This is a genomic window from Nitrospirillum bahiense (assembly GCF_007828025.1).
In the GTDB taxonomy this organism is placed as follows: domain Bacteria; phylum Pseudomonadota; class Alphaproteobacteria; order Azospirillales; family Azospirillaceae; genus Nitrospirillum; species Nitrospirillum amazonense.
The window spans coordinates 529,599-556,004 of sequence record NZ_VITO01000002.1 but is presented as its reverse complement, the minus strand read 5'-3'; the positions used below and the strand labels follow the sequence as shown (position 1 = coordinate 556,004).

The following is a 26,406-nucleotide window of genomic DNA, read 5'->3' as shown; positions in this document are numbered from 1 at the left end:
CCCGGACCGTCATTGGATAGGAAACTGCCACGGCGTGAGCCCGAAAGGCCACCACCCAGTTGTCACGATGACATGTGTTTTTACAGGCTGGGTTCCAGCACCGGCGGCGCCTCGCTGGACTGGAAGCTGCCCAGCGCGATGTGGATGCGCGTCCCCTCGCCCGGCAGGCTGTCCAGGGTCAGTTCCCCTCGCAGGGGGCCGGTCACCAGGTTGTGCACGATGTGCAGGCCCAGGCCGGACCCGCCCGCCCCTTGCTTGGTGGTGAAGAAGGGCTCGAACGCCTGGGCCGCCAGGTCGGCGGTCATGCCCCGCCCGTTGTCGGACACGGTGACGGTGGCTTGGCCGCCCGGCGTGCCCGCCACCTGGATATGGATGGCCGGTTGGTCCACCCCGTCGAAGGCATGGACCACAGCGTTCTGCACCAGGTTGGTCAGCACCTGGGCCAGCTGCCCCGGCCGGGTGGGCACGATCAGGCCGGCGGGCCCGTCCACCGTGGCTGTCACCCCGTGGCCCTTCAGCAAGGGATCCAGGCTGACCAGCGTCTCACGCAGGTATTCCGTCAGGGGAATGGCGCGTGCCCGCTCGCTGGTCTGGTCCACCGACAGCTGCTTGAAGCTCTGCACCAGGTCGGCGGCGCGGCGCAGGTTGCGGTTCAGGATCTCGCACTCGTCCCGGGCCTGGGACAGGAATTCGTCCAGGTCGCCCCGCCGTAGGCGCTTCTCCGCCACGGCGTCGGCAAGGGATTCGACTTCCCCTTGCAACTGCGAACCCAGGGTGACGGAGACGCCCAGCGGCGTGTTGATCTCATGCGCCACCACCGCCACCAGGTTGCCCAGCGAGGCCAGCTTCTCCTGCTGCACCAGTCGGGTCAGGGCGTTCTCCAGGTTGGCCAGTGTCTCCGCCGTTTCTTCCCGCGCCCGCTCCACCTCGCGGAAGGCGGCGGCGTTGGTGATGGCCACGGCGGCGAAGGCGGCCATGGAGCGCAAAGCCTCGACATGGCGGGGCAGCGCCGCCTCCGGCCGGCTGATGCGCACCTCCACCACGCCCAGGCGGCGGCCGCCAACGCGCAAGGGGGCATAGAGCGCGGTATCGTCGGGGCCGCTGCTGGTGGAGGCACCCTCGGCCGCCCGCTGGTACAGCGGATCCTCCGGCGACAGGGGCCCCAGGTCCGTATCGGGCGTGCCGGCGGCATAGACCAAGGATAGGCTGGCCGCCTCGGGCTCGGTGAACAGGGCCACGCGCAGGGCCGCGGCCGGCATCAGCTCCGCGACATGGGCGTGCAGGGCGCGGCAGATGGCCTCGCGCTCCAGCGAGGCCGACAGGTCGCGGCCGGCGTCGCCCACGCGGCGCAGGGTGGCGGCGGAGGCCGCCAGGTCCGCCGTGCGCGCGTCCACCAGTTCCTCCAGCTCGCGCTGGCGGCGCCGATGCCAGGCCAGGCGGGCCCATACCGCCAGGGCGACGGCGCCGATGACGCTGGCCCCCGCCAGGATGCGGAACCACCAGGTCTGGTACCAGGCGGGCAGCACCGTCACGGGCAGCGACAGGGTCTGCGGGTTCCACTGCCCGTCCTTGTTGCTGCCCCGCACCAGCAGGCGGTAATGGCCGGGCGCCAGGTTGGTGTAGACGGCGCGGCGCCGCTGCGCGTCCTTGTCCAGCCAGCCGCTGTCGAAGCCTTCCAGCATGACGGCGTAGCGGTTGCGGTCAGGGGCGGAGAAGTCCAGCGCCGTGAACTCCACCTCGAATCCCCGGTCGCCGGGATGCAGGATCAGGGGCAACCCCTCGATGGCGGCGGGCGGCACGCTCTGCGCCCCCACCCGCACGTCGGTCACCGCCAGGGGCGGGGCGAAGCGCCAGTCGGTAATGGCGTCGGGTGATACGATGGTCATGCCGCCATCGCCGGCGAACAGCAGCTTTCCGTCCGGCGTCACGGCGGAGGCGTTTTCCCAGTAGCGGCGGATCAGGGCGTTCTCCGCCGGGCCCAGCACACGCACCGCCAGGCTGTCGATGTCGATGCTGACCAACTCGTCCGCGGTGGTGGCCCAGACATGGCCGTGACCATCATAGGTCAGGTTGTTGACGCGCAGGCTGGGCAGGCCGTTTTCCCGGTCCAGGGTACGGAAGCGCGGCTTGCCCCCGTCATCACGCCCTTCCAGGATGGCGATGCCACCTTGGGCGGTCCCAACCCACAGGCGGCCCCGCCCATCCTCCGCCAGGCTGTTGATATAATCATGCGGCAGGGAACCGGGGTCGTTCTTGTCATGGGCCAGGCGCTCCACCGTGCCGCTGGCCGGGTCCAGGCGGTTCAGCCCGTGTTCCGTACCGGCCCACACCGCCCCGGTATGGTCGATCGTCAAGGCGATGATGCGGTCGTCCACCAGGCTGGCGGGATTGGCCGGATCGCGCCGATACAGCGTCTTGGCGCCATCGGCATCGACGCGCACCAGGCCAGAGAAGGTGCCCACCCAAGTGACCCCGCCCGCCGTCACCACGCGGGAGATGTAGGGATAGGGGTTGGCGGTGGGCAGCGCCTCCCGATCCACCGTCCCCGACGCCTCGCCCACGTGGTAGAGGCCACGGGGCGTGCCCGCCCAGATGTACCCTGGTGTGGCGCCGTCCCCGCCCGCGCGCCGGGCCATGGCCAGCACGTCCAGTTGCGGCAGGCTGTGTTCGGGATCGGCCTGCGCGCCGCCGGCCAGGATGCGGCGCACCTGGCGGGTCGCGGGATCGAACACCAGCACAGCGCCATCGCCGCCCAGCCACAGCGTGCCCTGGGGAGCCACGGCCACGCTCTTGATGGTGGGCAGGTCGCCCAGCGGCGGCCGGCCGTTGCCGGTGAACAGCGTCACCAGGGCGGCGTTGGTGGGGTTGTGTATGTCCAGGCCGGAGTCGCCGCCCGTCCAGATCAGGCCGGAGCGGTCCTTGAGGATGGCGCGTAGGGCGTTGCTGGACAGGGTGGCGGGGATGTCCGGCTCATGCCGGATGGTGTGATAGACGCCCTTGGCGACATCCACTTCGGCGATGCCGTTGCCCAGTGTCGCCACCCAGAGCACGCCCGGCCGCACCTCCACGGCACCCCGCATGGTGACGGCCGCCAGCGGCGGCTCCCCCTCGCCTTGCGGGCGGATGACGGTCAGAGCATGGTCGTGCGGGTCGTAGACGCCCAGGCCGCTGCGGTCGCCGCCCAGCCACAGGCGGCCGTCCGCCCCCTCCTCGATCTGCCAGATGCTGTCGGCCAGCAGGGCGCCGGCGGCGGGGGATGGTGTCACCACCGGCGGCGGGGCAAAGCGGTCGCCGCCGGCCGCGCGCACCACCAGCCCCTTGGCGGTCCCGGCCCACAGGGCGCCGGTGCGGTCCTGATGCACGGTGAAGACGGTGCTGTGGGGCAGCGCGTCGTCGCCAGGTGCCTTGCTTCCAGATGCCCCATCGCCGGGGCCTCCGCCCTTCACGCCCCTGTCGGCATGGCGGAAGCGCTCCAGCACCCGACCGTCGCCGTTCAGGTGATCCATGCCGCCGCGGGTGGCGACCCAGACGCCGCCGTCGCCGTCGTCGCTGATGTCATAGATGGTGGCGGCGCTGACGCCCGCAGGGCCGGGGGCGATGGTGCGGAAGCGTTCCGTCACCGGGTCATAGAGGGCCAAGCCGCCCACGTGGGTGCCGATCCACAGCCGGCCGGCGGGATCGACGTGCAGCGCGCGGATGACGCCGTCCGGCAGCGAGCCCGGCACCTCAGGATCCGGCTGGAACACCCGCATGTGATAGCCGTCGAAGCGGGCCAGGCCGTTGGTGGTGCCGATCCAGATGAAGCCGCGCTGGTCCTGCGCCAGGGAGAAGATGGTATCGCTGGGTAAACCGCGGCTGCGGTCGATATGCTCGAATGCCGTCTGTCCCAGCGCCTGCCATGGTCCAGGCTCCGCCCGCGCCGCGCCCCATGGGACGCAGGCGGCCCCCAGGGCGGCCAGCCACACCACAACGAACAAGGACACTACGCGCATCAGCACAACCACCAGGGTGACGGCAATCGCCGGAGTCACCGATACGGGTGGCCCGAACAATCCTGGATTTTATAGGAAAGGCGGCGCCGCGCCACAAAATCAACGATACCGGTTCCAATGGGTCCTGCGGCAAAGGGACTGTGCGAGGGTGGGGAACAGGCCTATTGTGGCGGCAACACAGGCTTGCGCCCCAGGGCGCGCCTACTGCGAGGAGCCGAGGGGCCGACCGTAATGAGTATCCAAAATACCGGCGCCGCAGACGCCATCCCCGGCCTTCGCGTCCTGGTGGCGGAAGACAATCGAGTGAATCGGGAGTTGATCCTGGCTGTCCTGCGCCGCCTGGGGTACCAGGCGACGGGCGCCGCCGATGGGGCGGAGGCCATCGCCCTGTTCGACGCCGCCGAAACACCCTTCGACCTGGTGCTGCTGGATCTCAACATGCCCGGCGTCGGCGGGGCCGAGGCCGCCCGGGAACTGCACGGCCGCCCCATCCCCGCCGGTCGCGATCGGCCCGTGCCCCTGGTGCTGATGACGGCCGAGACCGACGTCATCGACCACCTGACCACCGGCCTGTTCTCAGGCTACGTCGCCAAGCCCCTGGCCTGGAACGACCTGGACGCCCTGATCAAGCGGTTGGTGGCGTTGTCCTGAGGCGCTCCCTCAAGTGCCGGGGCGCCTCCGTCTCTTTTCACCAGACCTCCAATTTCACCAACCCTCTGTGCAACCGTTCCAAAACGGCACGGGCCCCCAGGAATGTCCTGGAGGCCCGCCCGTTTCCAGCGGGTTGGAGGTGCTGGTTCAGTTGACCAGTTCAGGCACCTTCTCTTCCGGCTTTTCCGACTGCGGCGGACGGGTGCCGCCAGCGACGTAGTCGAAGGACAAGGCGTCGTCCTTCACGGTGACGCGGACGGCGCCGCCCTTCACCAGCTTGCCGAACAGCAGTTCCTCCGCCAGGGGCTTCTTGATGTACTCCTGGATGGTGCGGCCCAGGGGGCGCGCGCCGTACAGCGGGTCGTAACCCTTCTTCGACAGCCACTCGCGGGCCTCGTCCGTCAGTTCGATAGTGACGCCGCGATCGCTCAGCTGCGCCTCCAGCTCCATGACGAACTTGTCCACCACCCGGCCGATGATTTCCGGCGACAGGCCGGAGAAAGCGATGATGGCGTCCAGGCGGTTGCGGAACTCGGGTGTGAATAGGCGGTTGATCGCCTCCTCATCCTCGCCCAGCCGCTGCTCCCGGCCGAAGCCGAAGGCGGGCTTGGCCAAATCGGCGGCACCGGCATTGGTGGTCATGATCAGGATGACGTTGCGGAAGTCGACCGTCTTGCCGTTGTGGTCGGTCAGCTTGCCGTGGTCCATCACCTGCAGCAGGATGTTGTACAGATCCGGGTGCGCCTTCTCGATCTCGTCCAGCAGCAGCACGCAGTGCGGATGCTGGTCGATGGCGTCGGTCAGCAGACCACCCTGGTCGAAGCCGACATAGCCCGGGGGGGCGCCGATCAGGCGGCTCACCGTGTGCCGCTCCATGTACTCCGACATGTCGAAGCGGGTGAGCTCGATGCCCAAGGTGCGCGACAGCTGGCGCGCCACCTCGGTCTTGCCCACGCCGGTGGGGCCGGAGAACAGGTAGTTGCCGATGGGCTTTTCCGGGTCGCGCAGGCCGGCGCGCGCCAGCTTGATGGCGCTGACCAGGGTGTCGATGGCCTTGTCCTGGCCGAACACCATGGTCTTCAGGTCGCGCTCCAGGTTCAGCAACACCTCGCGGTCGTCGCGGCTGACGCTCTTCGGCGGGATGCGGGCGATCTTGGCGACCACCGCCTCCACGTCCTTGACCTGGATGGTCTTCTTGCGCTTTCCCGGCGGCAGCAGCATCTGGGCGGCACCCACCTCGTCGATGATATCGATGGCCTTGTCCGGCAGCTTGCGGTCGCCGATGTACTTGGCCGACAGCTCCACCGCCGAGCGGATGGCCTCACGGGTGTAGCGGACGTTGTGGTGCTTCTCGTAGTAGCTCTTGATCCCTTCCAGGATCTTCACAGCGTCATCCAGCGAGGGCTCGTTGACGTCGATTTTCTGGAAGCGGCGGACCAGGGCGCGGTCCTTCTCGAAGTAGCTGCGGTATTCCTTGTAGGTGGTGGAGCCGATGCAGCGCAGCGCGCCGCTGGCCAGGGCCGGCTTCAGCAGGTTGCTGGCGTCCATGGCGCCGCCCGAGGTGGCGCCGGCGCCGATCACCGTGTGGATCTCGTCGATGAACAGGACGGAGCCCTCGACCGCCTCCAGCTCCGACAGCACGGACTTCAGCCGTTCCTCGAAATCGCCGCGATAGCGGGTGCCGGCCAGCAGCGCGCCCATATCCAGCGCGAAGATGGTGGCGTTCTGCAGCACCTCCGGCACCTCGCCGTGGACGATGCGGCGGGCCAGGCCCTCGGCGATGGCGGTCTTGCCCACACCCGGGTCGCCGACGTACAGCGGGTTGTTCTTGGAGCGACGGCAGAGGATCTGGATGGTGCGGTCAACCTCCTGCCCGCGGCCGATCAGGGGATCGATCTTGCCGCTGAGCGCCTTCTTGTTGAGGTTGACGCAATAGGCCTCCAGCGCCTCGGTGCCCTTCTTGGGCGCCTTTTCACCGGCGGGCGGCTCCTCCTCCGATCCACTGACGCGCTTGGTCTCCGACCGGCCGGGCGACTTGGCGATGCCGTGGGAGATGTAGTTGACCGCGTCGAACCGCGTCATCTCCTGCTCCTGCAGGAAATAGACGGCGTGGCTCTCCCGTTCGGAGAACAGGGCGACCAGCACGTTGGCGCCGGTCACCTCCTCCCGGCCGGAGCTCTGGACGTGGATGGCGGCGCGCTGCAGCACCCGCTGGAAGCCGGCCGTGGGCTTGGCGTCCTCGGACCGGCTGGAGATCAGGTTGCTGAGCTCGTTGTCCAGGTACTCGCCCAGTTCGACGCGCAGCTTCTCCACGGTCACGCCGCAGGCGCGCAGCACGGCCAAGGCGTCCTGGTCTTCGGTGAGAGCCAGCAGCAGGTGTTCCAGGGTCGCGTACTCGTGCCGACGCTCATTGGCGTAAGCTAGGGCCCGGTGCAGCGTCTGCTCGAGATTACGCGAGAGCATGCCTACTAATCCTTCTCCAAGGTGCATTGCAGGGGATGCTGGTTCTGGCGCGCGAAATCCATCACCTGGGTCACTTTCGTTTCCGCCACCTCGTAGGTGAACACGCCGCACACGCCGACGCCGCGGCGATGGACATGCAGCATGATCCGCGTCGCTTCCTCCCGATTCTTCGAGAAGAAACGCTCCAGGATGTGAACGACGAACTCCATGGGAGTGTAGTCGTCATTCAACATCAGGACCTTGTACATGGAGGGCTTCTTGGTCTTGGGCTTGGCCTTGACCACGACACCGGTGTTGGTGCCGTCGCCGCCAGTGCCGCCCTCATTTCCCTGACTATCGAACTCCGTCATGGCCTTCCAGGTACGTGTCTCTCGGGGTGGTCATCCCAGGAATAATATGAGATCGCGGCGGGCCGTTGGAAGACCCCTGGTAACCTTATTCATGCCTGGGGTGCGATTGCCGCACGGAAATCACCCGGACGCAAGCGAACCGTGTGCCCCGCAACGGCGGTGGTCACAGCGGGCAAAATAAAACCCGGTGGGCGCGGGCCCACCGGGTTCGTCAGCATCGGCGATGTCGCCGGGCCGCACGGGCGCGGCCCGGGCCGTCACTCAGGCCGCCAGGCGCGGCTTGCCGAACTTGGTCACGACCGCGTTGACGCGGGCGGAGATGGGCTCGATCGCCTCGTTGGCCAGCTTCACCGACAGCTCGGAGGTCTTGGTGGCCTCGCTGACCAGGGTGTCGAAGCTGGTCTTGGCGAATTCGGACTGCAGGTCCACGGCCTCGCGCAGGGTCTTCACGGCCAGCAGAGCCTTGGTGGCCGACACGCTGCTCTCCAGCGAGGACTGGGCGTAGGCGACGAAGGACTTGGACAGGCTTTCCAGGCCCTTGGCCAGGACGGTGGAGGACAGCACCAGGGCGTCGACCGTCTCCTTGTTGAAGGCGGTCAGTTCCTCATACGCCTCGAAGGCCTTCTTGCTGGCCTTCTCGACCTGCTCCTTGGTGAGGGCGACGGCCTGCTCGTAATTCTTGGTTACGGTGTCCTGCGCGGCGGCCACGGTGGTCTCGGCCGTCTGCTTCGTGGCGGCGGCGGTGTCCACAGCGGCGTCGGTGACGACCTTCTTGGCACGCGCGACGGTAGCGGTGGGGGCGGTAGTATTCGCGGTGGTCATATCAGTGCTCCTTCCAATGATCGCTAATGATCCATCGGCCGCCCGATGCGGCCCGTACCCGGGTCAGGCAAACCGGCATCGGCCGGGTGGCGTGCCTGCGGCGGACAGCCCATTTCGCGGCACCGTCATGTTGCGTCGCAGCACGATGCCTTATCTGGACCCGGAAAAGGAGTTTGTCAACCCGTTTTTGTGCACCGCAAAAATTTCGTCACATGGGATTGGCGCCCCGCATACGGGTGTAATTCGTGGCTTTCAAACGTGAAATCGCCCTTCATAGGCCAAACCGGCTAGTCACTGTCGCGCCGGAAGGCAGGTGTATGTTGCGGCGCAATATATCATATGAATAAACACCTCTTCCTCGCCCGGGGTAGCGGGCGACCCGGAGTCGCGTCGCGTCATGTAAAGGCGGCAGTCAAAAACCGTGCATCCTTCGCCCTTAACCGTATTTTCAATACTGGACAGCGAATCATCGTGCCTTTACTTTTGTCGTCACCAACGACGTGGCATCGGCGGAAGGGGCAGTTCACCGTGACCCATTGGAATCGCTCGAACCTGGCGCGACGCCCGGGTTTTGCCGCCTGGCGCCTGCGCTGGGCAGCCTTGGCCTTCCTGGCTTGCTGGGCCCTGGCGCCGGTGAGCGCTTTCGCCAAGTACGCCGCCATTGTCGTGGATGCGGAGACCGGCCAGGTGCTGCACGCCGCCGGTGCCGACACCCAGAATTATCCGGCGTCCCTGACCAAGATGATGACGCTGTATTTACTGTTCGACGCGCTGGACGCCGGCCGCGTCACCTTGGATACGCCCTTCAAGGTCTCCGCCCACGCGGCCGCCCAGGCGCCCAGCAAGCTGGGCCTGGACGCGGGCGACACCATCCGCGTGCGCGACGCCATCCTGGCGCTGGTCACCAAGTCCGCGAACGACGTGGCGGTGACGGTGGGCGAGAACCTGGGTGGCAGCGAGCCGCGCTTCGCCCAGATGATGACGGCCAAGGCCCGCGCCCTGGGCATGAGCCGCACCACCTTCCGCAACGCCTCGGGCCTGCCCAACACCGGCCAGGTCACCACGGCCCGCGACCTGGCCCGCCTGGCCCAGGCGCTGATCCACGACCACGCCAAGCAGTACACCTATTTCAGGACGGCCAGCTTCACCTACAACGGTGAGACCATGGCCAACCATAACCACCTGATGTCCCGCTATCCGGGCATGGACGGCATCAAGACCGGCTTCATCAACGCCTCCGGCTTCAACCTCGTGGGCTCCGCCGTGCATGACGGCCGCCGCCTGATCGCCGTGGTCATGGGCGGCAGCAGCGCCGTTTGGCGCGACAACCGCATGGCCGACCTTCTGGACGAGGGCTTCGCCACCAAACCCGGTGAGGTGCTGACGGCCGAGGCGCCCATCCGCGCCCCGCGTGGCCGCGGCGCCGTGCAGGTGGCCTCAACCCAAGTGGCGCGCGCCGATACGGCCGACAGCCAGGACAGCGCCACTTCCGAGGGCGATGAGGACGAGGCGGATGAGGCCCCGGCGCCCAAGGCCACGAAGGCCAGCACGGGTGTCCGGCTGGCCAGCGCCGCCGGCAAGGCCGCCAAAGCCGTCAGCAAGGCGGCCGAGAGCGTCGCCGACCACACGCTGCTGGCGGCACCGGCCGAGGCGGCGCCCGCCGTGGCCACCGGCGCCAAGGGCAAGACCATCCCGGCGGGGTGGAGCATCCAGGTGGGCGCCTACAACGACCGCGCCGCCACCCAGGCCGCCATCGCGCGCGCCACGCAGAAGGGCAAGGGCCTGCTGAACGCCGCCGTGCCCAACGTGGTGGAGGTATCGTCCGCCAAGTCCACGCTGTATCGCGCCCGTCTGGCGGGCCTGAGCGAGAAGAACGCCCGCGCCGCCTGCGTCCAACTGCGCCGCCAAGGCCAGGGTTGCATCACCATCGCCCCTGGCGCCAGCTGATCCCTTCCCCTGTGTCGCAAGCCTCTCCTGTGGCGGGCGGTGATGCCGCCGCCCCCTCCCTCTTGGCCGTGGCCCGTTTGCGGCGCGAGCCGTGGTGGGCCTTTCTCGGCGGCTTGGTCATCGTGGTCTTGGGCGCCATCCTTATCGCCGTGGTGCTGGTGAAGGTGCCGCAGTGGGCCCACCTGGACCGGGCGATGAGGCGTGATGAGGGGCTGCGCGCCGTCGTTGAACTCCTGACGATGCTGGGCAGTGTCGCTGCGGCGCTGCTGCCCCTGGCCCTGGCGGTGCGCTGGTTGCATGGGCGCCCGCTGCGCAGCCTGCTGTCGCCCCTGCCCGGCCTGGATGTGGGCCTGGCGCTGCGCTCCGCCCTGCTGTGGGGCGGGCTGGTGCTGCTGGCCGTCGTGACCAGCGGCCTGCTCGACGTCTGGAATGGGGAGCCCTTCGCCCCGGGCGGCCAGCCCTGGCCCCAGGTGCTGGCCTTCACCGCCGCCACCGGCTGGATGGTCGTGCTGCAGGTCACGGCGGAGGAGGCGCTGTTCCGCGGCTACATCAGCCAGGGCCTGTACGCCGTGACCGGCAGCGCGTGGGTCACCGCCCTGCCCGTCGCCCTGCTGTTCGCCGGCCTGCACACCCAATCCTGGGGCAACGCCGTGTGGGACCAGCGCGCGCTGTATTTCACCATCTCGCTGCTGCTGTCGGCGGTGACGGCCCGCGCCGGCCGGCTGGAGGCCGCCATCGGCATCCACCTGGGCCAGAACCTGACGGCCATCTACGTCATGGGCGTGCTGGGCCCGCCCTTCCCCTCCCTGCTGGGCGTGGGCGCGCCGGAGAACAAGCCGGCGGGCTTGGAAGACGTGGCCGGCGTCCTGGCAACCATGGGCGTCCTGGCCGGCCTATACTGGTATCTGGGCGTGCGCCGGGGCTGGGTGGTGCGAAAATAAGCAAAAGGGCCGCGACCCACCAGGATCGCAGCCCTTCCCTAAACGCGCATGCTTGAGATTAGAACCCTTCCGGCGCCTCGATGCCGCTCTGGCTCAGCTGGTCGCGGATGCTGCCCTTCAGGCGTTCCAGGCCGGCTTCGCTGAAGGCCTCGGCGCGGGCCACCAGCACGTCCTGGGTGTTGGAGGCGCGCAGCAGCCACCAGCCGTCCTCGGTCTTCACGCGGACGCCGTCGATGTCGTTGACCTCGACACCCTTGCCCGCCAGGGCCTTGGCGCGGGCAACGATCTCCTCCACCGCCTTGAACTTGCGTTCCTCATCCACCTGGAAGCGGACTTCCGGGGTGTTGAACACGGGCGGCAGCACCGACTTCAGCTTGGCCAGGCTGCCTTCGCGGCTGACCAGGCCGGCCAGGCGCACGCCGCAGTAGGGCGCGTCGTCGAAGCCGTAGTACTTGTCGGCGAAGAAGATGTGGCCGCTCATCTCCCCGGCCAGGGGGGAGCCCGTCTCGGCCATCTTGGCCTTCAGCAGGCTGTGGCCGGTCTTCCACATCAGGGGCTTGCCGCCGTTCCTGGCGATGTCGTCGTACAGCGTCTGGCTGGACTTGACGTCGGCGATGATGGTGGCGCCCGGGTGGCTTTTCAGCACGTCGGCGGCGTAGATGGCCAGCAGCTGATCACCCCAGATGATGTCGCCATGCTCATCCACGGCGCCGATGCGGTCGCCGTCGCCGTCGAAGCCGATGCCGATGTCCGCCTTATGGGTGTGGACGGCGTGGATCAGGTCTTCAAGGTTCTCCGGCACGGTCGGGTCGGGGTGGTGGTTGGGGAAATTGCCGTCCACCTCCTCGAACAGCAGGATGTGCTTGCCCGGCAGCTTGTCGGTCAGGCGACGCAGGACATGGCCCACGGCGCCGTTGCCGGCATCCCAGACGATGGTCAGGTCGCGGGTGCCGTCATAGTCGGCCGCCAGGCGGTTGATGTAATCCTCGCTCACGTCCAGCTGGCGGGAAGAGCCGGCGCCCGTCGCCAGGTCGTTGCCGTGGACCAGGCGGCCGATCTCCTGGATCTGCTCGCCATACACCGGACCCTTGCCCAGCATCATCTTGAAACCGTTGTAGTCCGGCGGGTTGTGCGAGCCGGTGATCATCACGCCGGCGTCCAGTTCCAGGTGCCGCACGGTGAAGTACAGCATGGGCGTGGGGCCGAGGCCGATGCGGATGACCTCCAGGCCGGTGGACATCAGGCCCTCGACGCAGGCCTGCTCCAGCTCCGGCGAAGACAGGCGGCCGTCATAGCCGATGGCCACGCGGGTGCCGCCGGCGCGCACCACCAGGGTGCCGAAGCCCTGGCCGATGGCGCGGGCGTCGTCCGGGCCCAGGGTCTTGCCGATGACGCCGCGGATATCGTACTCGCGCAGCACCGTGGGGTGGAACCGATGATTAGCGGTCATGACTTGCACCTGCTCCCTTGCTGCTTTGACTTATCGACGCGCCGGACGGCCGATGGACGTGTAGGTGAAACCGGCGGCGCTCATATCGTCAGGATTGTAGATGTTGCGTAGGTCTACCAGGACCGGCGCCTTCATGGACCGGCGAACCCGGTCCAGATCCAGCGCGCGGAATTCGTTCCATTCGGTGATGATGGCTAGGACGTCGGTGTCCTGGATGGCGGCATAGGCGTCGGCACACCACACCACCCCTGGCAGAAGATGCTCCGCCTCCTGCATGCCGGCGGGGTCGTAGGCCTGGACGGTGGCGCCCAGACGCTGCAGTTGCGGGATGATGTCCAGCGACGGGGCGTCGCGCATGTCGTCGGTGTTCGGCTTGAAGGTCACGCCCAGGATGCCGATGCGCTTGCCCTCCACGGTGCCGTTGGCGGCGGCCACGATGCGGCCGGCCATGGACTTCTTGCGCTTGTCGTTGATGTCGATGACCGTCTCGACGATGCGCAGGGGCGATCCCACGTCGGCCGCCGTGCGGGCCAGGGCCAGCGTGTCCTTGGGGAAGCACGAGCCGCCGTAGCCGGCGCCGGCGTGCAGGAACTTGCGGCCGATGCGGCCGTCCAGGCCGATGCCCTTGGCCACGTCGTGGACGTTGGCGCCCACCTTCTCACACAGATCCGCCACCTCGTTGATGAAGGTGATCTTGGTGGCGAGGAAGGTGTTGGCCGCGTACTTGATCAGCTCGGACGTTTCGAGGCTGGTCATGACGATGGGCGTCTCGATGAGGTAGAGCGGCCGGTACAGGGCCTTCATCACCGCCCGGGCACGATCCGATTCAGCGCCGATCACCACGCGGTCGGGGCGCATGAAGTCGGCGATGGCAGCCCCCTCACGCAGGAACTCCGGGTTGGAACAGACGTCGAAGTCCAGGCCGGACCGCGTCTCCCCGATGATGCGCGCCACCTCGCGGCCGGTGCCCACGGGCACCGTCGACTTGGTCACGATGACCGTATAGCGGTCGGGATCCAGCGCCAGCGCCACTTCCTGGGCGGCGGCATAGACATAGGATAGGTCGGCGTGGCCATCGCCCCGGCGCGAGGGCGTGCCCACGGCGATGAACACGGCATCCACGCCCTTGACGGCGGCGGCCAGATCCGTGGTGAAGCTGAGGCGGCCCGCCTTGGCGTTCTTGGCCACCAGATCATCCAGTCCCGGCTCGAAGATCGGGATCTCACCCCGGTTCAGGCGCTCGATCTTGCTGGTGTCCTTGTCGACGCAGACCGTGGTCACGCCGAACTCGGAAAAACAGGCGCCCGACACCAAGCCGACGTAGCCTGTCCCGATCACCGCAATGCGCATACCGATCCCCTATCGTCACGTAGTCCCATTTCCCGCGCCCAGTATAGGCCGTGTGGGCGTGCCACAGGCATGGGGCATCGGGATCAGGGGCGGCGCCGGCGATTGGGCCGGACCGCGCCCTTATTTAAGGCGACATGGCTATGTCGCGCATGTGACCTTTTAGGGTCTTTCCGATTTGAATTAAAGCCCCGGGACAGGCCCTAAGTTTCTGTCGGGCTACCGAGAATCGGTGGCCCGGGCGATTAACCCGGGCCAGCCCCCGCTCAGAGCATTTCCTTAAGGGCGGCGCGCACCTTGGTCGCCATGTCGGGGCGTTCCAGGGCATAGGCCACGTTGGCCAGGACGAAGCCCAGCTTGTCGCCGCAGTCGAAGCGCTTGCCCTCGAAGCGGAAGCCGTGGAAGGGCTGCGTGCCGATCAGCTTGGCCATGGCGTCGGTCAGCTGGATCTCGCCACCGGCGCCGGTCTCGAACCGTTCCAGGTGATGGAAGATCTCCGGCTGCAGGATGTAGCGGCCCTGGATGGACAGGGTGGACGGGGCGGCAGCCGGATCCGGCTTTTCCACCAGGCCCTTCACCTCAGCCAGGCGACCATCGTCCTTGCCGATGTCCAGGATGCCATATTTGTTGGTCTGCTCGCGCGGTACCTCGAACACCGACAGCAGGTTGCCGCCGACCTGGCTGTAGGCATCCATCATCTGCGCCAGGCAGGGACGGTCGCCCAGCACCTGCTCGTCGGGCAGCAGCACGGCGAAGGGTTCGTCGCCGATGAATTCGCGGGCGCACCAGACGGCATGGCCCAGGCCCAGCGGTTCGGATTGGCGGACGTAGGCGATCTTGCCGCTGTCGATCTGGATGTCCTCGACCACCTTGAGGAGGTCGAGCTTGCCGCGATTCTTCAGCGTCTGGTTCAACTCGTAGTTAAGGTCGAAATGATCCTCCAGCGGAGTCTTGCCCCGGCTGGTGACGAAGCAGAACATTTCGATGCCGGCCGCCTTCGCCTCATCCACCGCGTGCTGGATCAACGGCTTGTCGGCCAGCGGCAGCATTTCCTTCGGTATGGCCTTGGTCGCCGGCAGGAACCGCGTGCCCAGACCAGCAACCGGAAACACCGCTTTGCGTACGCGCTTGACCATAGACCGACCCCTGGAGTTCAAGCCCCGGATTACCCGGGGGATTATTGGAATTGGTGGGTGGGACGCCCGATTCCGCACAGTCCCGTCCGTTCGGCCCTTCTGCCACATCGACATCCGGGCACGCAATCAAGCTGATGAGACTTTCTGACGCTTTCGTGGCAAGAAAACGCGCCATTCAAGCCCATGATGGCCTATGCCGGTGTCTATATCCATGGTCGGGGTCGGCGCCCGTTGGTTGGATGAATCGCCTCTCCAAACGATAACTTTCGCCTCAATCACACCTAAATCCGTTGCTTAAATTAACCAACCCAAGTCAAATCAGCGTGACAGGGCCGGGCGGAATTTGTAGTAGTTTAGCGTAAAGTTTGGCGCCTCAATATTCCCGAACCGGGTCTGTTCATCCATACGGCGGCTGGTTTCTGCCACCAGGCAGACGCTAAAGCCGACGCAGACGTGCTTACCGAACGTAAACAACATAATCGTCTGGGTTCGCTGGCAACCTTGGTTCCCTACTACCTCTGAACGAGAGTCGGACATGAACATCCTGATCGGTGACGACCACCTGCTGTTCCGCGAAGGCCTTTGCCGGCTGCTGACCCAACTCAGTGCCGATGCCACCTTTACCGAGGCGGGCACGTTCAACGAGGCGCTGGAGTTCGCGCAGGGCGAGCAGGAATTCGATCTGATCCTTCTGGACCTGCAAATGCCCAACTGGCCGGGCTTCTCCGGTATCCAGGAAATCTGTGAAATCCAGGCCGGCACGCCGGTGGTGATCGTCTCCGCCTCCGAAAGCCAGGCGGATGTGCGCGCGGCGCTGGACGCCGGCGCGTCCGGTTACATCCCCAAGTCCTCCAGCGTGAAGATCATGCTGAGCGCCCTGAACCTGGTGTTCTCCGGCGGCGGTGGCGGCGCGTCCAGTGGCGGCGGTGGCGGCGGCAACAGCCCCTCCCTGACCCAGCGCCAGCGGGACGTCCTGCGCTGCCTGCGCGAGGGCAAGTCCAACAAGCAGATCGCCTATGAGCTGGGCCTGTCGGAAGGCACCGTGAAGATCCACGTGACCGCCGTCATGCGCTCCCTGGGCGTGCGCAACCGCACCCAGGCGGTTATTGCGTCGGCCGACATTCTGCCCTAAACGCAGGATATTGCTTTCCGACCTTTCAGAAGTACCGACATGACCGGTCATCCGGATGGAACCAACGCCCCGGCGAGCGCAGCTCCCGGGGCGCCGTCTTTTGACGGCGGCGAGTCGCCCGCTCCCGGCGCCGCCTATCTCGCCGCCGACGGCTTCCTTGAGCCCCTGCTGGAGGAACTGGCCGATTCGACAGCCACGGTGCATGGCCGCCTGGTGATCACCCGGGCGCCGCCCCGGCCGGCCGCCTGGTCCATCAACACCTGGCTGCAGCCCCGCCGCATCGCCATCGCGTCCATCAAGGACGGCGCCCGCAGCCTGCGGGCCATCCAGCGCAATTGGGCGGTCTATGAGCATGGCCACCATCGCCGGGCCAAGCTGATCCAGGAACAGCTGCCGCACGTCTCGGCCAAGCCGCTGGTCTTCCCCGCCCCCGCCCCCACCGCCCCCCTGGGCGCCTGGACGCTGCTGGATGAGGGCACCATCCTGGCCAGCCCGGTGTGCAGCAGCGCCTTCGCCAACGGCGAGGTGGCGTTCGTGGAGGACAAGGCGACGCCGCCCAACCGTGCCTACCTCAAGCTGTGGGAGGCGCTGACGCTGGCCGGTCGCATGCCGGGCCCCGGCGACCGCTGCCTGGATCTGGGCGCCTGCCCCGGCGGCTGGACCTGGGTGCTGCAGTCGCTGGGCGCGGACGTCACCGCCATCGACAAGGCGCCGCTGGATCCGCGCATCGCCAGCCTGCCCCGCGTCACCGTGCGGCGGGAAAGCGCCTTTGGCCTGGATCCGGCCACGATAGGGCCGGTCGACTGGCTGTGCAGCGATGTCATTTGCTATCCGGAACGATTGTTGCGCCTGGTCCATCAGTGGAAGGACGGCGGCCACGCCCGCAATTTCATCTGCACCCTGAAGTTCCAGGGGGAGACGGACCACGCCAGCGCCCGCGCCTTCGCCGCCATTCCCGGCTCGCGCCTGCTGCATCTGTCGCACAACAAGCATGAGTTGACTTGGATTTATTTGGCGCCCGAAACATCAGTGATTTAGCCGCTTCCGCTGTGACGCAGGCCCTTGCGCCCGGGGCCGGTCTGAGCGCAAAACGATAGCGGGGCGGTCCTGGTCGTATGGGGGATCGGTCTTAAACTGGATCACACCAGAGGCTGGTTTCGCCAGGCCCCGCCGCCGTTCCGCGTCCTCGATGACCATCGGGGCGCCTTGCGATGGGTGACGAATGCGCCGGGTGTTTTCTTGGATCGCGTGGCCGGGGCTACTGGCCCTGTGCATTGCCGGTTATGCCTATGGGAACGCGCTGGGCCATCCCATCCTGACCTACAACATCACCTATTTCGGCATGGCCGCCGCCCTGCTGCTGCTTGAACGCCTGATGCCCTATGAGGCGGCATGGGCCAAGAGCGACGGCCAGATGCGTCAGGACATAAGCCACACCGCCCTGAACAAGGGCATCGGCCAGTTCCTGGCCAGCCTCGCCGCCGTGATCGGCGCCAGTGAGGTGGCGCCGGCCGCCGCCGGGGGTGTCTGGCCCGCCCACTGGCCCATGGCCGCCCAGGTGGTTCTGGGCCTGGTGGTGGCGGAGTTCGGCCTCTATTGGGCGCACCGCCTGTGCCATGAGGTGTCGTGGCTGTGGCCCTATCACGCCGTGCACCACAGCGTCACCCGCCTGTGGGTGGTGAACACCGGCCGGTTCCATTTCGTGGACAGCCTGCTCAGCAGCGGATTCGCCCTGGCGCTGGGCATGCTGGTCGGCGCGCCCAAGGAGGTCATCGTCTGGGTGCTGGTCATCACCACCTACATCGGCTTCCTCACACACTGCAACGTGGACATGGATTGCCGTGGCCTGAATTGGCTGTTCAACACGCCGGACCTGCACCGCTGGCACCACAGCCGCATCCCGGCCGAGGGCAACACCAACTATGGTGAAAACCTGCTGCTGTGGGACGTGATCTTCCGCACCCGCTACCTGCCGTCGGACCGCCGCCCGCCGGTTGATATCGGCACCGCCGACGCCGTGCCGCTGACCTTCCTGGGCCAGCTGGCCTTCCCCTTCCGCCGCCACAGGGCCGCCCCCATCCTGGAGGCGCCGGTGGCGATGGAGGCGCGGGCCGAGGCGGGTGGAGACTGACCCTCAGACCCGCAGTCCGATGCGCCCTTAGGCTGCCGCCCGCCACCTGAAGGATACTAAAGAGCCTGGCCGGCGACCCAGCCGGAGGACCAGGCCCACTGGAAATTATAGCCGCCCAGCCAGCCGGTGACGTCCACGGCCTCGCCCACGAAGTGCAGGCCGGGCACGGCCTTGGCCTCCAGCGTCTTGGACGACAGGTCGTTGGTGTCGACGCCGCCCACCGTCACCTCCGCCGTGCGATAGCCCTCGGTACCGGCCGGCACCACGGTCCAGCGCCGCAACTGCTCCCCCACCGCGGCCAGGGCCTTGTCCGACAGGTCGCGCAAGGGGCGGCTCTCCACCTCTCCGCCACCGGCGCCGCCCTCCCCGCACAGCCGCTCGGCGAAGCGGCGGGGCAGGACATCGCCCAGGATGGTCTTCAGCTCGGCATTGGGACGCGCCCGCTTGGCCGCCTTCAGATGCTCGGCCAAGTCCAGGTCGGGGGTGAGATCGACGGTGACGGGATGCCCCGGCTGCCAATAGCTGGACGCCTGCAGGATGCTGGGACCGGACAGACCGCGATGGGTGATCAGCAAGGCTTCGCGGAACGCCGATTTGCCGGCTTTGACGACAGCATCCAGCGCCACGCCGGACAGGCCCTGGGTCCGTGCCAGGTCCTGGGGCGTGAAGGTGAAGGGCACCAGGCCGGGCCGTGGAGTCACGACGTTCAGGCCGAATTGTTTCGCCAGGCGATAGGCGAAGTCGGTGGCGCCCATCTTGGGAATGGACAGGCCGCCCGTGGCCACCACCAGCTTGGGCGCCGCCATGCGCCCGCGCACCGTGTCCAGAACGAAGCCGCCTTCCGTGCCCTGGACGTCCCGCACTGCGCAGTCCAGCCGCAGCTCCACGCCGGCGTCCGCAGCTTCGGCCAGCAGCATGCCCAGGATATCCCGGGCGGAGCTGTCGCAGAACAGCTGGCCCAGCTTCTTCTCGTGCCAGGCGATGCCGTGACGCTCCACCAGGTCCAGGAAGTCGCGCGGCGTGTAGCGGCGCAGCGCCGAAATGCAGAAGTGCGGATTGGCCGACAGGTAACGCGCCGGCTGCGCATCCACGTTGGTGAAGTTGCAGCGTCCGCCACCGGAGATCAGGATCTTGGCGCCAGCCTCGGGGGCGTGGTCGACCACCACCACCCGGCGGCCGCGCTTGCCGGCGGCGATGGCGGTGAACAGGCCGGCGGCGCCGGCGCCGATGACGATGACGTCGGGGCTGCTGGAAACGGTCATGCGGGTTTCTTAATCGATGTCGACGGAACCGCGCAGGCGCTTCACGCCGCTGCGGGTGGCCTTGGCATCCAGCCGCCGCTTCTGCGAGCCCAGGGTGGGCCGGGTGGCGCGGCGCACGGCCTGACGCACCGTGGCCTCGCGTATCAGCTCGAACAGCCGCTCGCGCGCGTCCTCACGGTTCCGCTCCTGGGTACGGTGGCGCTGGGCGGTGATGACGATGACGCCGTCACCCGTCCAGCGGCGGCCCGCCAGGGTCTTCAGCTTGTCCTTAACCCATTGCGGCAGATTGGGTGAGGCGGCCGCGTCGAAGCGCAGCTGCACCGCCGTTTCCACCTTGTTCACGTTTTGCCCGCCGGGGCCGCCGGCCCGCAGGAAGCTCTCCAGCAGCTCCGTCTCGGCCAGCCGGATCCCCGGCGCGACCAGCACGGTCGGGCCCTGGAATGGCGGTGGGGAAGACGGTGGCAACATGGGAACGGAACCACGGATGATCAAGGTCCGCGATCCTAAACGGGCCCGCCCCGGTTGTCTAACGGTGGACCCGTATGGCTGGGGCGCCGCCGAGCGACCTGATCAAGGGATGGGTGCGTCCACGTCCCACATGACCACGGGCCATTCCTCCGCCTGGCGGCGGCGCAGCGGGCCGGGGGTGGCCAGCGCGCGCAGGGCGTCGAAATCCTTGAGCACGGCCGTGGTGCCCTCCAGCGCCACGCCGTGGCGGCGCAGGTCGGTTAAGGTCCAGGCCACATCCTCCGGCGTGGCGGCCAGGGCGGCGGCGACGGCGCCCATGTCCAGGTCCAGCCGGCCGCCGGCGCGGCGGTCGTTGTGTTCCTTCAGCAAATGGGCGGCCAGGCGCTGGGGCAGCGACAGGTCCTGCAAGGCGGCCACTGCCTCCACCAGAACCCGTTCCCGTGCGGCCTGCCCCGCCATCAGCGACAGGGCCAAGTCGGCCCCGTCCCCCAGGCGTGCACGCAACGCCGCCAGCGGCAGAACCAGCAGGCGGACCCCACCCGCCGCGCGTATGGTGACCGGGGCGGCCACACCGGTCAGCGCCTCTGGCAGCAGGAAGGTGGTTTCCGGTCCCCGTCGCTGCCCGACCTCGGCATTGCCGGCGACCAGCATCACGGTGCCGGACAGCAGGACGTGGACATCGGTGAGGCGGTTCCCCTGGCGGACGGCCAGGTCGCCCGCGCCCAGATCCTGGATGTGGCATGCCGCTGCCAAGGAGGACAGGAGGTCCGGCGCCAGGCAGGCGAAGGCCGCCACCGACGCCAGTTCATTCACGATCCCCCGGGCCGCCGCACCACCCACGGCACCGCCCTTCGTCACATCCACAGTCATCCACCCAACCCCATCTTGCCTGTCGGGCGACCCGCAGGCGGGCGGCCACCTTATGCCCTACGGCAGACCCCCAATAGTCGAGCCTTTGCCTTAGGCCTTTTGGATACGCACCGTTTGGAAACGTTCCAATATCCTATCCGCCGCGCCGATAACGGCGGCGTTCGCGGGCCAAGGCCGCCGACCGCGCCGCCTGGCGCCAGGCGGCGGACAGCGCCGGTGCCAGGATCGCCCGTATCCCTTTGGCCAGGGCCACGACGGCTCGCCAGGCCGGCAGCGCCGTCAGGCGGTCTATCCATCCGACGATCCAGCCATGCACCCGCGCGAACCAGCGGATGGTCAGCAGCTTATGCCGGCTGCGCTGGAACAGGCGTTCCACCGTCAGCAGCTTCAGCACCTCCGCCCCCACGATCAGCAGGATGCCCAGGCGCGTCTTGCCTTGGGCGATCAGGAAGGCGCCCAGCGGCTTCGCCGGTTCCAGCACCACCAACGGCACCAGGAACAGCACCAGGGTGGTCCGCGGCCCCAGGCGATCGATGAAGCGGCCCAGCGCCTGGAAGGGGGACCACCGCCCCATGCGGTTGGCGAATGGCCGCACCAGGGGCAGGAAACAGACGTCGACCAGCACGTAAGCCAAGGCCGCGATCACCGCCAGCGGGGTCAGCAGCCGCCGCAGCCACAGGCGGGCCTGCGGGCTGGGTCGCCATCCCAAGGCGCGGCGCACGCGGCCGTGCGGCTTCTGATCCGACATCCGTCTATCCTTCCCTGGGCCTGGCCTTGTCTGGCCTGAAATGGACCCATGACCCCACGACGGTGGGCCGGGGCCCACCTGATGCGCAAGGTCCACTTGGTGGCATTTTTGTAGAGCCTTCTCGCACGAATGCGCGAAACACCAAAAGGAAAAGGCGCCTTCCCCGGGGGGAAGACGCCTTTCCTCGGTAATCCAGGCTGCTGAGGGATCAGCGCTTGGAGAACTGGAAGCTACGACGGGCCTTGGCCTTACCGTACTTCTTACGCTCGACCACGCGCGGATCGCGGGTCAGCAGGCCGGCGACCTTCAGCGGCGGGCGCAGGGCCGGCTCGAAGTAGGTCAGGGCCTTGGAGATGCCGTGGCGCAGGGCGCCGGCCTGGCCGGACAGGCCGCCGCCGGACACGGTGCACACCACGTCGTACTGCTCAACCCGGCCGACGATCTGGAACGGCTGGTTGATCATCATGCGCAGCACGGGGCGGGCGAAGTAGACGGTGATGTCACGGCCGTTGACCGTGACCTGGCCCTTGCCCGGCTTAATCCAGACGCGGGCGACCGCGTCCTTGCGCTTGCCGGTGGCGTAGGAACGGCCCTGGGCGTCGATCTTCGGCTGAGCCGGTTCGGCGGCCTCGGTCGTCACGACGGCGGCGCCCTGCTTCAGGTCAGCCAGGCTGTTGATGGTCTGAGCCATGGATTAGGCCCCCTTGTTCTTGGGATTCAGGGCGCCGACGTCCAGCACCTCGGGGTTCTGCGCTTCGTGAGGATGCGTCGGCCCCTTGTAAACGCGCAGGTTACCCATCTGGCGACGGCCCAGCGGACCGCGGGTGATCATGCGCTCGACGGCCTTCTCGATGACCCGCTCGGGGTACTTGCCGTCCAGGATCTGGCCCAGGCTGCGCTGCTTGATGCCGCCAGCGTAACCGGTGTGCCAGTAGAAGATTTCGTCGCTGCGCTTGTTGCCGGTCAGCTTCACCTTCTCCGCATTGATGACGATGACGTTGTCACCGCAATCCATGTGGGGGGTGTAGGTCGGCTTGTGCTTGCCGCGCAGGCGCATGGAGATGATGCTGGCCAGGCGGCCCAGCACGAGGCCGTCGGCGTCGATGAGAAGCCACTTCTTCTCGATCTCAGACGGCTTGAGAGACAAGGTTTTCATCCGCGCACTCACTCAAAATGAGGTCCGGGCCCAAATGGGCCCCAGGGGCACCGCTCCTGGGACCGGCACCGAAGTGGGCGGTTTTTATGTTGGTGACGGTCGAGTGTCAACGGGAAAAAGACACCATCCATCAAATGCTTACCGCTGCGGTATCATAATACCAATAACTCAAACGTATTGATTTTATTGATATTTTTAAGACCGCCGAAACGGCGCCGTTTCCGTTTTCCCCAATGAATCCAGGACATTGGCGGAACCGTCCCGGGCGGCCCGCCCGCTGCGCCCCTCAGCCCCGCGGAATCGCATAGGTGCCCGTCGCGTGCGCCACGGGGTCGTCCTCGCCCTCGGAATGGATGGTGACCTCGCCATAAGCCAGGTTCCGGCCCATGCGCACGATGCGGGCGTAGGCCAGCAGTGGCTTGGCCGGCGGGCGGCGCAGGAAGGTGATGTTCATGTTGCTGGTGACGGCCAGCACGATGTGTCCCGCCATGCTGAGCACCGCGCCATAGAGCGCCACATCGGCCAGCGCGAACATGGTGGGGCCGGAGACGGTGCCGCCCGGCCTCAGGAAGTCCTCCGACACCGGCATGGTCAGGGTGATGGTGCCGTGCCCCATCTCCTTCGTCCGGATGCCGGCGCGATGGGCCTGGGGCAATCCCTTTTCCAGCAAGCGGTCGAAATCCGCCGGCGTGAAGACGGGCGCCTTGCCCATGGCCGCCAGCTTGTCGTCCGGCTTGGTGTCGGACGCCGGCGTATCTGCCGCCATGTCCATCTCATCCGTCATTCCCAAACTCCTCCCCTCATCCCATTTATGGTGTCCGGTATACCCGTCCCCAGGCGCCCTGCCCACTCCCCACCAGCCCACTGCCCACTGCCCATGGGCGCCCTATCGCATAAGGAACTGCAAGCCATGAGCGAGAAGATCACCGACGACGTGCTGCGTGAGGTCTTCCTGAAGACGAAGACGGTGGCCATCGTCGGCATATCGCCCGACCCGGCCAAACCCTCGCACTACGTACCGGCCTTCATGCAGCAGGAATACGGCTACAAGATCATCCCGGTGCACCCGGCCCACGTCGGCACCACCATCCTGGGGGAACCGGTGGTGGCCACCCTGGCCGATCTGCCCGACGGCGTGGACTTCGTCGAGATCTTCCGCGCCGCCCCGGCCATCGCCCCCTTCGTGGTGGAAGCGGCGCAGCGGGGCATTCCCTATATCTGGATGCCGCTGGGGGTGAGCCATGAGGAATCGGCCGCCCAGGCGCGGGCCCTGGGCGCCACGGTCATCCAGGACCGCTGCCCCAAGATCGATCTGCCCCGCCTGTTCCCCGGCGGCTTGCCTGATCGGGAATTCCCGGGGAGCGACTGACCCTATTCGTCGCTGGCGTCGGGCGCCGCCGAGGCGGCGATCCATTCCAGGAAGCCCGGGTTGCCCGACACCACCGGCAGGGCGACGATGCAGGGCGTGTCGTAGCTGTGCAGGGCCTTGACCCGCTTGGTCAGCGCCTCGAACCGGTCGGCGCGGGTCTTGGCGATGAAAGCCACCTCCGCCGCCGTCTCCACCCCCTCCTTCCAGCGATAGATGGATTGGCTGGCACCCAGGATGTTGACGCAGGCGGCCAGCCGCTCCTCCACCAATGCCCGGCCGATGGTCTCCGCCTCCTCCCGCGAGGCCGCCGTCATATAGACCAGGAACGCCGCCATCACCCACCTCTCGGTTCGAAGATATTCCGCCTGGACGCCGCCGCCAGCGGTCCGGTGCCGCAAGCACCTGACGCAGGGGGCCGTTTGACGCCCGGTCCCGTCAGCGTAAGATACCGGCAGGCCCCGCGCCATGGCCCAAAGGGCGTGGCGATTCCAAATGGGCCGATTGAATGGACCGGTGGACGACGGCACCCAATTGACGGGGGAGACTGGGCATGGCGCGCGGCAAGGCAGCTGTTCCTGAAACACCCATGCACGAGGCCCCGCCGCCGCCTCTTCCCACGCCCGTGCAGAAACGCTGGCTGCGGCGCGGCCTGGACCAGGCCGGCGGCAAGCTGCCCCTGTTCTGGGCGGACGGCAGCAAGGTGACCGCCGCCACGGTGAAGGCCTGCCTGGAGGCCGGCTGGGCCACCCCCTGGTTCAGCAACCCGCTGAAGCCCGACTGGCTGGTCTGCCGCCTGACGGACGCCGGCCGCGCCGTGTGCGGCAGGGCCCCGGCGCGCAGGAAGGCGGACGGACTGGTGGCCACAGGGGAAACAAGCGCCTGAAATGGAAACGGCGCCTGGCCCTTAACGGGACCGGCGCCGTCTTCATGGTATCGAGAGATGGTCGGAGCGACAGGATTCGAACCTGCGACCCCCAGACCCCCAGTCTGATGCGCTACCAGGCTGCGCTACGCTCCGACCTCTCGAGTGAACCGCAGTGGGCTGCGGTTCGGGCGCGGACTATAGCCACGAGATTCACCAGATGCAACGGCGTTGGATGCCTAAACGTCAAAAAAATGAATTTTCTTAATTTTTCTTTTTAGATCAATTGGTTATCGACTCACTTTAGCACGATCCAAAAGCACAGGACCACCAAAACGGGTTCGGGACGCACAGTGGATCATCTTTCCCGGGCCGGCTTGACGATGCTGTTCGTCATCCCGCTCGCGCCGGGCGCCGGACGACGGGCAGGAACAGCCACCTGGGCGATACCGCCAAGACGGGACCGATACGGGAGTCGCATGTAGAAGTGGGGGGGAGCGCTTACAGCACGCGGCGTAGCAAGTCGCGAATCTCTTCCAGGTCCGCCAGCACCTGGCCCAGCGCCTCACGCTTGGGGGCAGACAGGCCCTTCTCCACCTTTTCCGTGGGGATCCGGCGCGGCTCATGGGCGCGGGGGGCCGCAGGCTCCGGCGTGGATGGCGGCGTGCGCGACCATTCAGGATCCGCCTCGGGATCGTGGTCGAACAGGCCGATAATGCGCAGCTTCTCCTCCGGCTGCGCGCGGGGCGCGGGCGGCGGGGATGGCGGTGCCGGTTCGACCCAGCTCTCATCCGCAGGCTCAGCGGCCTCTTCAGCGCCGCCGGCGGACTCGCTGATGGGGCCATTAGGGGGCAACGTGCGACCACCGCCGGTGCGCAGCAGACGCTGCACGCCCTTGATGGTGTACCCTTCCTTATAGAGCAGCACCTGGATGCGTCGCAGCAGTTCCACATCGTCCGGGCGATAGTAGCGCCGGCCGCCGCCGCGTTTCAGCGGACGGATGTGGGGGAACTTGGTTTCCCAGAAGCGCAGCACATGCTGCGGCACATCCAACTCCGCCGACACCTCGCTGATGGTACGGAAAGCAGTGGGCGATTTGGCCCCCGCGCGGCCGCGATCAGCCACCGGCGTCTCGTTTGCCGCGTCATCCGGGCCCACCTCGTCCAGGGTGTCGGATTCGGTGCCCGTGTCCGCCCCCGCCCCGTCGCCCGCGTCCGTCATGTCGGGCGCGACGAGATCGTCCCCGGTCTCGACATCATCAGCCGACATGTCTTCAGCCGGTATCCGGGGCTCAGGCGCGGGCATGCCG

General features: G+C 67.4%; 24 protein-coding genes and 1 tRNA gene. 8 read left to right on the top strand and 17 right to left on the bottom strand.

Features of this window, described 5'->3' with window-relative positions:
- Positions 1-80 precede the first annotated feature (80 nt).
- Positions 81-3,983 carry a two-component regulator propeller domain-containing protein gene (locus FBZ88_RS05165; protein ID WP_211102517.1) on the bottom strand — a complete coding sequence of 1,301 codons (3,903 nt, stop codon included), beginning with the start codon at positions 3,981-3,983 and terminating at the stop codon, positions 81-83.
- 240 nt (positions 3,984-4,223) lie between these two features.
- On the opposite strand from FBZ88_RS05165, the gene FBZ88_RS05160 reads away from it, so the two are divergent.
- Complete coding sequence (locus tag FBZ88_RS05160) at positions 4,224-4,643, top strand: response regulator (RefSeq protein ID WP_186291103.1); 420 nt, start codon at positions 4,224-4,226, stop codon at positions 4,641-4,643.
- 147 nt (positions 4,644-4,790) lie between these two features.
- Here FBZ88_RS05160 and clpA read toward each other — a convergent pair whose 3' ends face one another.
- From clpA to FBZ88_RS05145, 3 genes are all read right to left on the bottom strand, one after another.
- Positions 4,791-7,106, bottom strand: coding sequence for an ATP-dependent Clp protease ATP-binding subunit ClpA (clpA, locus tag FBZ88_RS05155; RefSeq protein WP_145615695.1), 2,316 nt, complete (start codon positions 7,104-7,106; stop codon positions 4,791-4,793).
- Between the two features lie 5 nt (positions 7,107-7,111).
- Positions 7,112-7,456: an ATP-dependent Clp protease adapter ClpS gene (gene clpS, locus FBZ88_RS05150; protein ID WP_040843733.1), complete on the bottom strand. Its 345-nt coding sequence runs from the start codon at positions 7,454-7,456 to the stop codon at positions 7,112-7,114.
- A 261-nt stretch (positions 7,457-7,717) separates the two neighbouring features.
- A complete protein-coding gene (locus FBZ88_RS05145; RefSeq protein ID WP_088871478.1) occupies positions 7,718-8,278 on the bottom strand; it encodes a phasin family protein in 561 nt (186 codons plus the stop codon).
- Between the two features lie 528 nt (positions 8,279-8,806).
- Here FBZ88_RS05145 and FBZ88_RS05140 point away from each other — a divergent pair.
- Entirely contained in the window at positions 8,807-10,225 is a 1,419-nt protein-coding gene (locus FBZ88_RS05140) for a D-alanyl-D-alanine carboxypeptidase family protein (RefSeq protein ID WP_246138503.1), read from the top strand.
- An 11-nt stretch (positions 10,226-10,236) separates the two neighbouring features.
- Positions 10,237-11,166: a CPBP family intramembrane glutamic endopeptidase gene (locus tag FBZ88_RS05135; RefSeq protein ID WP_145615693.1), complete on the top strand. Its 930-nt coding sequence runs from the start codon at positions 10,237-10,239 to the stop codon at positions 11,164-11,166.
- 58 nt (positions 11,167-11,224) lie between these two features.
- Here the strand turns inward: FBZ88_RS05135 and pgmG are convergent, their stop codons facing one another.
- The 3 genes from pgmG to galU form a co-directional block, all read right to left on the bottom strand.
- The gene (pgmG, locus tag FBZ88_RS05130) at positions 11,225-12,616 is read right to left on the bottom strand and encodes a phosphoglucomutase/phosphomannomutase PgmG (protein WP_145615692.1); all 1,392 of its coding nucleotides are present in this window, start codon (positions 12,614-12,616) and stop codon (positions 11,225-11,227) included.
- 30 nt (positions 12,617-12,646) lie between these two features.
- Positions 12,647-13,966, bottom strand: a complete 1,320-nt coding sequence (locus FBZ88_RS05125) for a UDP-glucose dehydrogenase family protein (RefSeq protein WP_145615691.1) — start codon at positions 13,964-13,966, stop codon at positions 12,647-12,649.
- 263 nt (positions 13,967-14,229) lie between these two features.
- Positions 14,230-15,099: a UTP--glucose-1-phosphate uridylyltransferase GalU gene (gene galU, locus FBZ88_RS05120; protein WP_145615690.1), complete on the bottom strand. Its 870-nt coding sequence runs from the start codon at positions 15,097-15,099 to the stop codon at positions 14,230-14,232.
- Between the two features lie 535 nt (positions 15,100-15,634).
- Here galU and FBZ88_RS05115 point away from each other — a divergent pair.
- The 3 genes from FBZ88_RS05115 (at position 15,635) to FBZ88_RS05105 (ending at position 18,362) form a co-directional block, all read left to right on the top strand.
- Positions 15,635-16,231 carry a response regulator transcription factor gene (locus FBZ88_RS05115; protein WP_145615689.1) on the top strand — a complete coding sequence of 199 codons (597 nt, stop codon included), beginning with the start codon at positions 15,635-15,637 and terminating at the stop codon, positions 16,229-16,231.
- Between the two features lie 39 nt (positions 16,232-16,270).
- Complete coding sequence (locus FBZ88_RS05110) at positions 16,271-17,269, top strand: SAM-dependent methyltransferase (RefSeq protein ID WP_145615688.1); 999 nt, start codon at positions 16,271-16,273, stop codon at positions 17,267-17,269.
- A 184-nt stretch (positions 17,270-17,453) separates the two neighbouring features.
- Positions 17,454-18,362 carry a sterol desaturase family protein gene (locus FBZ88_RS05105; protein WP_145615687.1) on the top strand — a complete coding sequence of 303 codons (909 nt, stop codon included), beginning with the start codon at positions 17,454-17,456 and terminating at the stop codon, positions 18,360-18,362.
- A gap of 56 nt (positions 18,363-18,418) precedes the next feature.
- On the opposite strand, the gene FBZ88_RS05100 is transcribed toward FBZ88_RS05105, so the two are convergent.
- The 7 genes from FBZ88_RS05100 to FBZ88_RS05070 form a co-directional block, all read right to left on the bottom strand.
- Complete coding sequence (locus FBZ88_RS05100) at positions 18,419-19,624, bottom strand: BaiN/RdsA family NAD(P)/FAD-dependent oxidoreductase (protein ID WP_145615686.1); 1,206 nt, start codon at positions 19,622-19,624, stop codon at positions 18,419-18,421.
- Positions 19,625-19,633: 9 nt separating this feature from the next.
- Positions 19,634-20,092 carry an alternative ribosome rescue aminoacyl-tRNA hydrolase ArfB gene (arfB, locus tag FBZ88_RS05095; RefSeq protein WP_145615769.1) on the bottom strand — a complete coding sequence of 153 codons (459 nt, stop codon included), beginning with the start codon at positions 20,090-20,092 and terminating at the stop codon, positions 19,634-19,636.
- A gap of 102 nt (positions 20,093-20,194) precedes the next feature.
- Entirely contained in the window at positions 20,195-20,962 is a 768-nt protein-coding gene (locus FBZ88_RS05090; RefSeq protein WP_145615685.1) for a Crp/Fnr family transcriptional regulator, read from the bottom strand.
- A gap of 133 nt (positions 20,963-21,095) precedes the next feature.
- Complete coding sequence (locus FBZ88_RS05085; RefSeq protein WP_145615684.1) at positions 21,096-21,710, bottom strand: hypothetical protein; 615 nt, start codon at positions 21,708-21,710, stop codon at positions 21,096-21,098.
- A gap of 208 nt (positions 21,711-21,918) precedes the next feature.
- The gene (gene rpsI, locus FBZ88_RS05080) at positions 21,919-22,401 is read right to left on the bottom strand and encodes a 30S ribosomal protein S9 (protein ID WP_050898408.1); all 483 of its coding nucleotides are present in this window, start codon (positions 22,399-22,401) and stop codon (positions 21,919-21,921) included.
- 3 nt (positions 22,402-22,404) lie between these two features.
- The gene (gene rplM / locus FBZ88_RS05075) at positions 22,405-22,866 is read right to left on the bottom strand and encodes a 50S ribosomal protein L13 (protein WP_004273148.1); all 462 of its coding nucleotides are present in this window, start codon (positions 22,864-22,866) and stop codon (positions 22,405-22,407) included.
- 286 nt (positions 22,867-23,152) lie between these two features.
- The gene (locus tag FBZ88_RS05070) at positions 23,153-23,650 is read right to left on the bottom strand and encodes a PaaI family thioesterase (protein WP_145615683.1); all 498 of its coding nucleotides are present in this window, start codon (positions 23,648-23,650) and stop codon (positions 23,153-23,155) included.
- A gap of 126 nt (positions 23,651-23,776) precedes the next feature.
- Between FBZ88_RS05070 and FBZ88_RS05065 the strand changes: the two genes are divergently transcribed.
- The gene (locus tag FBZ88_RS05065) at positions 23,777-24,235 is read left to right on the top strand and encodes a CoA-binding protein (RefSeq protein ID WP_145615682.1); all 459 of its coding nucleotides are present in this window, start codon (positions 23,777-23,779) and stop codon (positions 24,233-24,235) included.
- A gap of 2 nt (positions 24,236-24,237) precedes the next feature.
- On the opposite strand, the gene cutA is transcribed toward FBZ88_RS05065, so the two are convergent.
- The gene (cutA, locus tag FBZ88_RS05060; protein WP_186464209.1) at positions 24,238-24,570 is read right to left on the bottom strand and encodes a divalent-cation tolerance protein CutA; all 333 of its coding nucleotides are present in this window, start codon (positions 24,568-24,570) and stop codon (positions 24,238-24,240) included.
- Between the two features lie 215 nt (positions 24,571-24,785).
- Here cutA and FBZ88_RS05055 point away from each other — a divergent pair, with 215 nt between their 5' ends.
- A complete protein-coding gene (locus FBZ88_RS05055; protein WP_411861180.1) occupies positions 24,786-25,118 on the top strand; it encodes a hypothetical protein in 333 nt (110 codons plus the stop codon).
- A 58-nt stretch (positions 25,119-25,176) separates the two neighbouring features.
- On the opposite strand, the gene FBZ88_RS05050 is transcribed toward FBZ88_RS05055, so the two are convergent.
- Positions 25,177-25,253: transfer RNA gene (locus tag FBZ88_RS05050), tRNA-Pro, on the bottom strand.
- Between the two features lie 345 nt (positions 25,254-25,598).
- On the bottom strand, positions 25,599-26,366 hold the full coding sequence (locus tag FBZ88_RS30735; RefSeq protein WP_246138502.1) for a MerR family transcriptional regulator: 768 nt from the start codon (positions 26,364-26,366) through the stop codon (positions 25,599-25,601).
- Between the last annotated feature and the right edge of the window lie 40 nt (positions 26,367-26,406).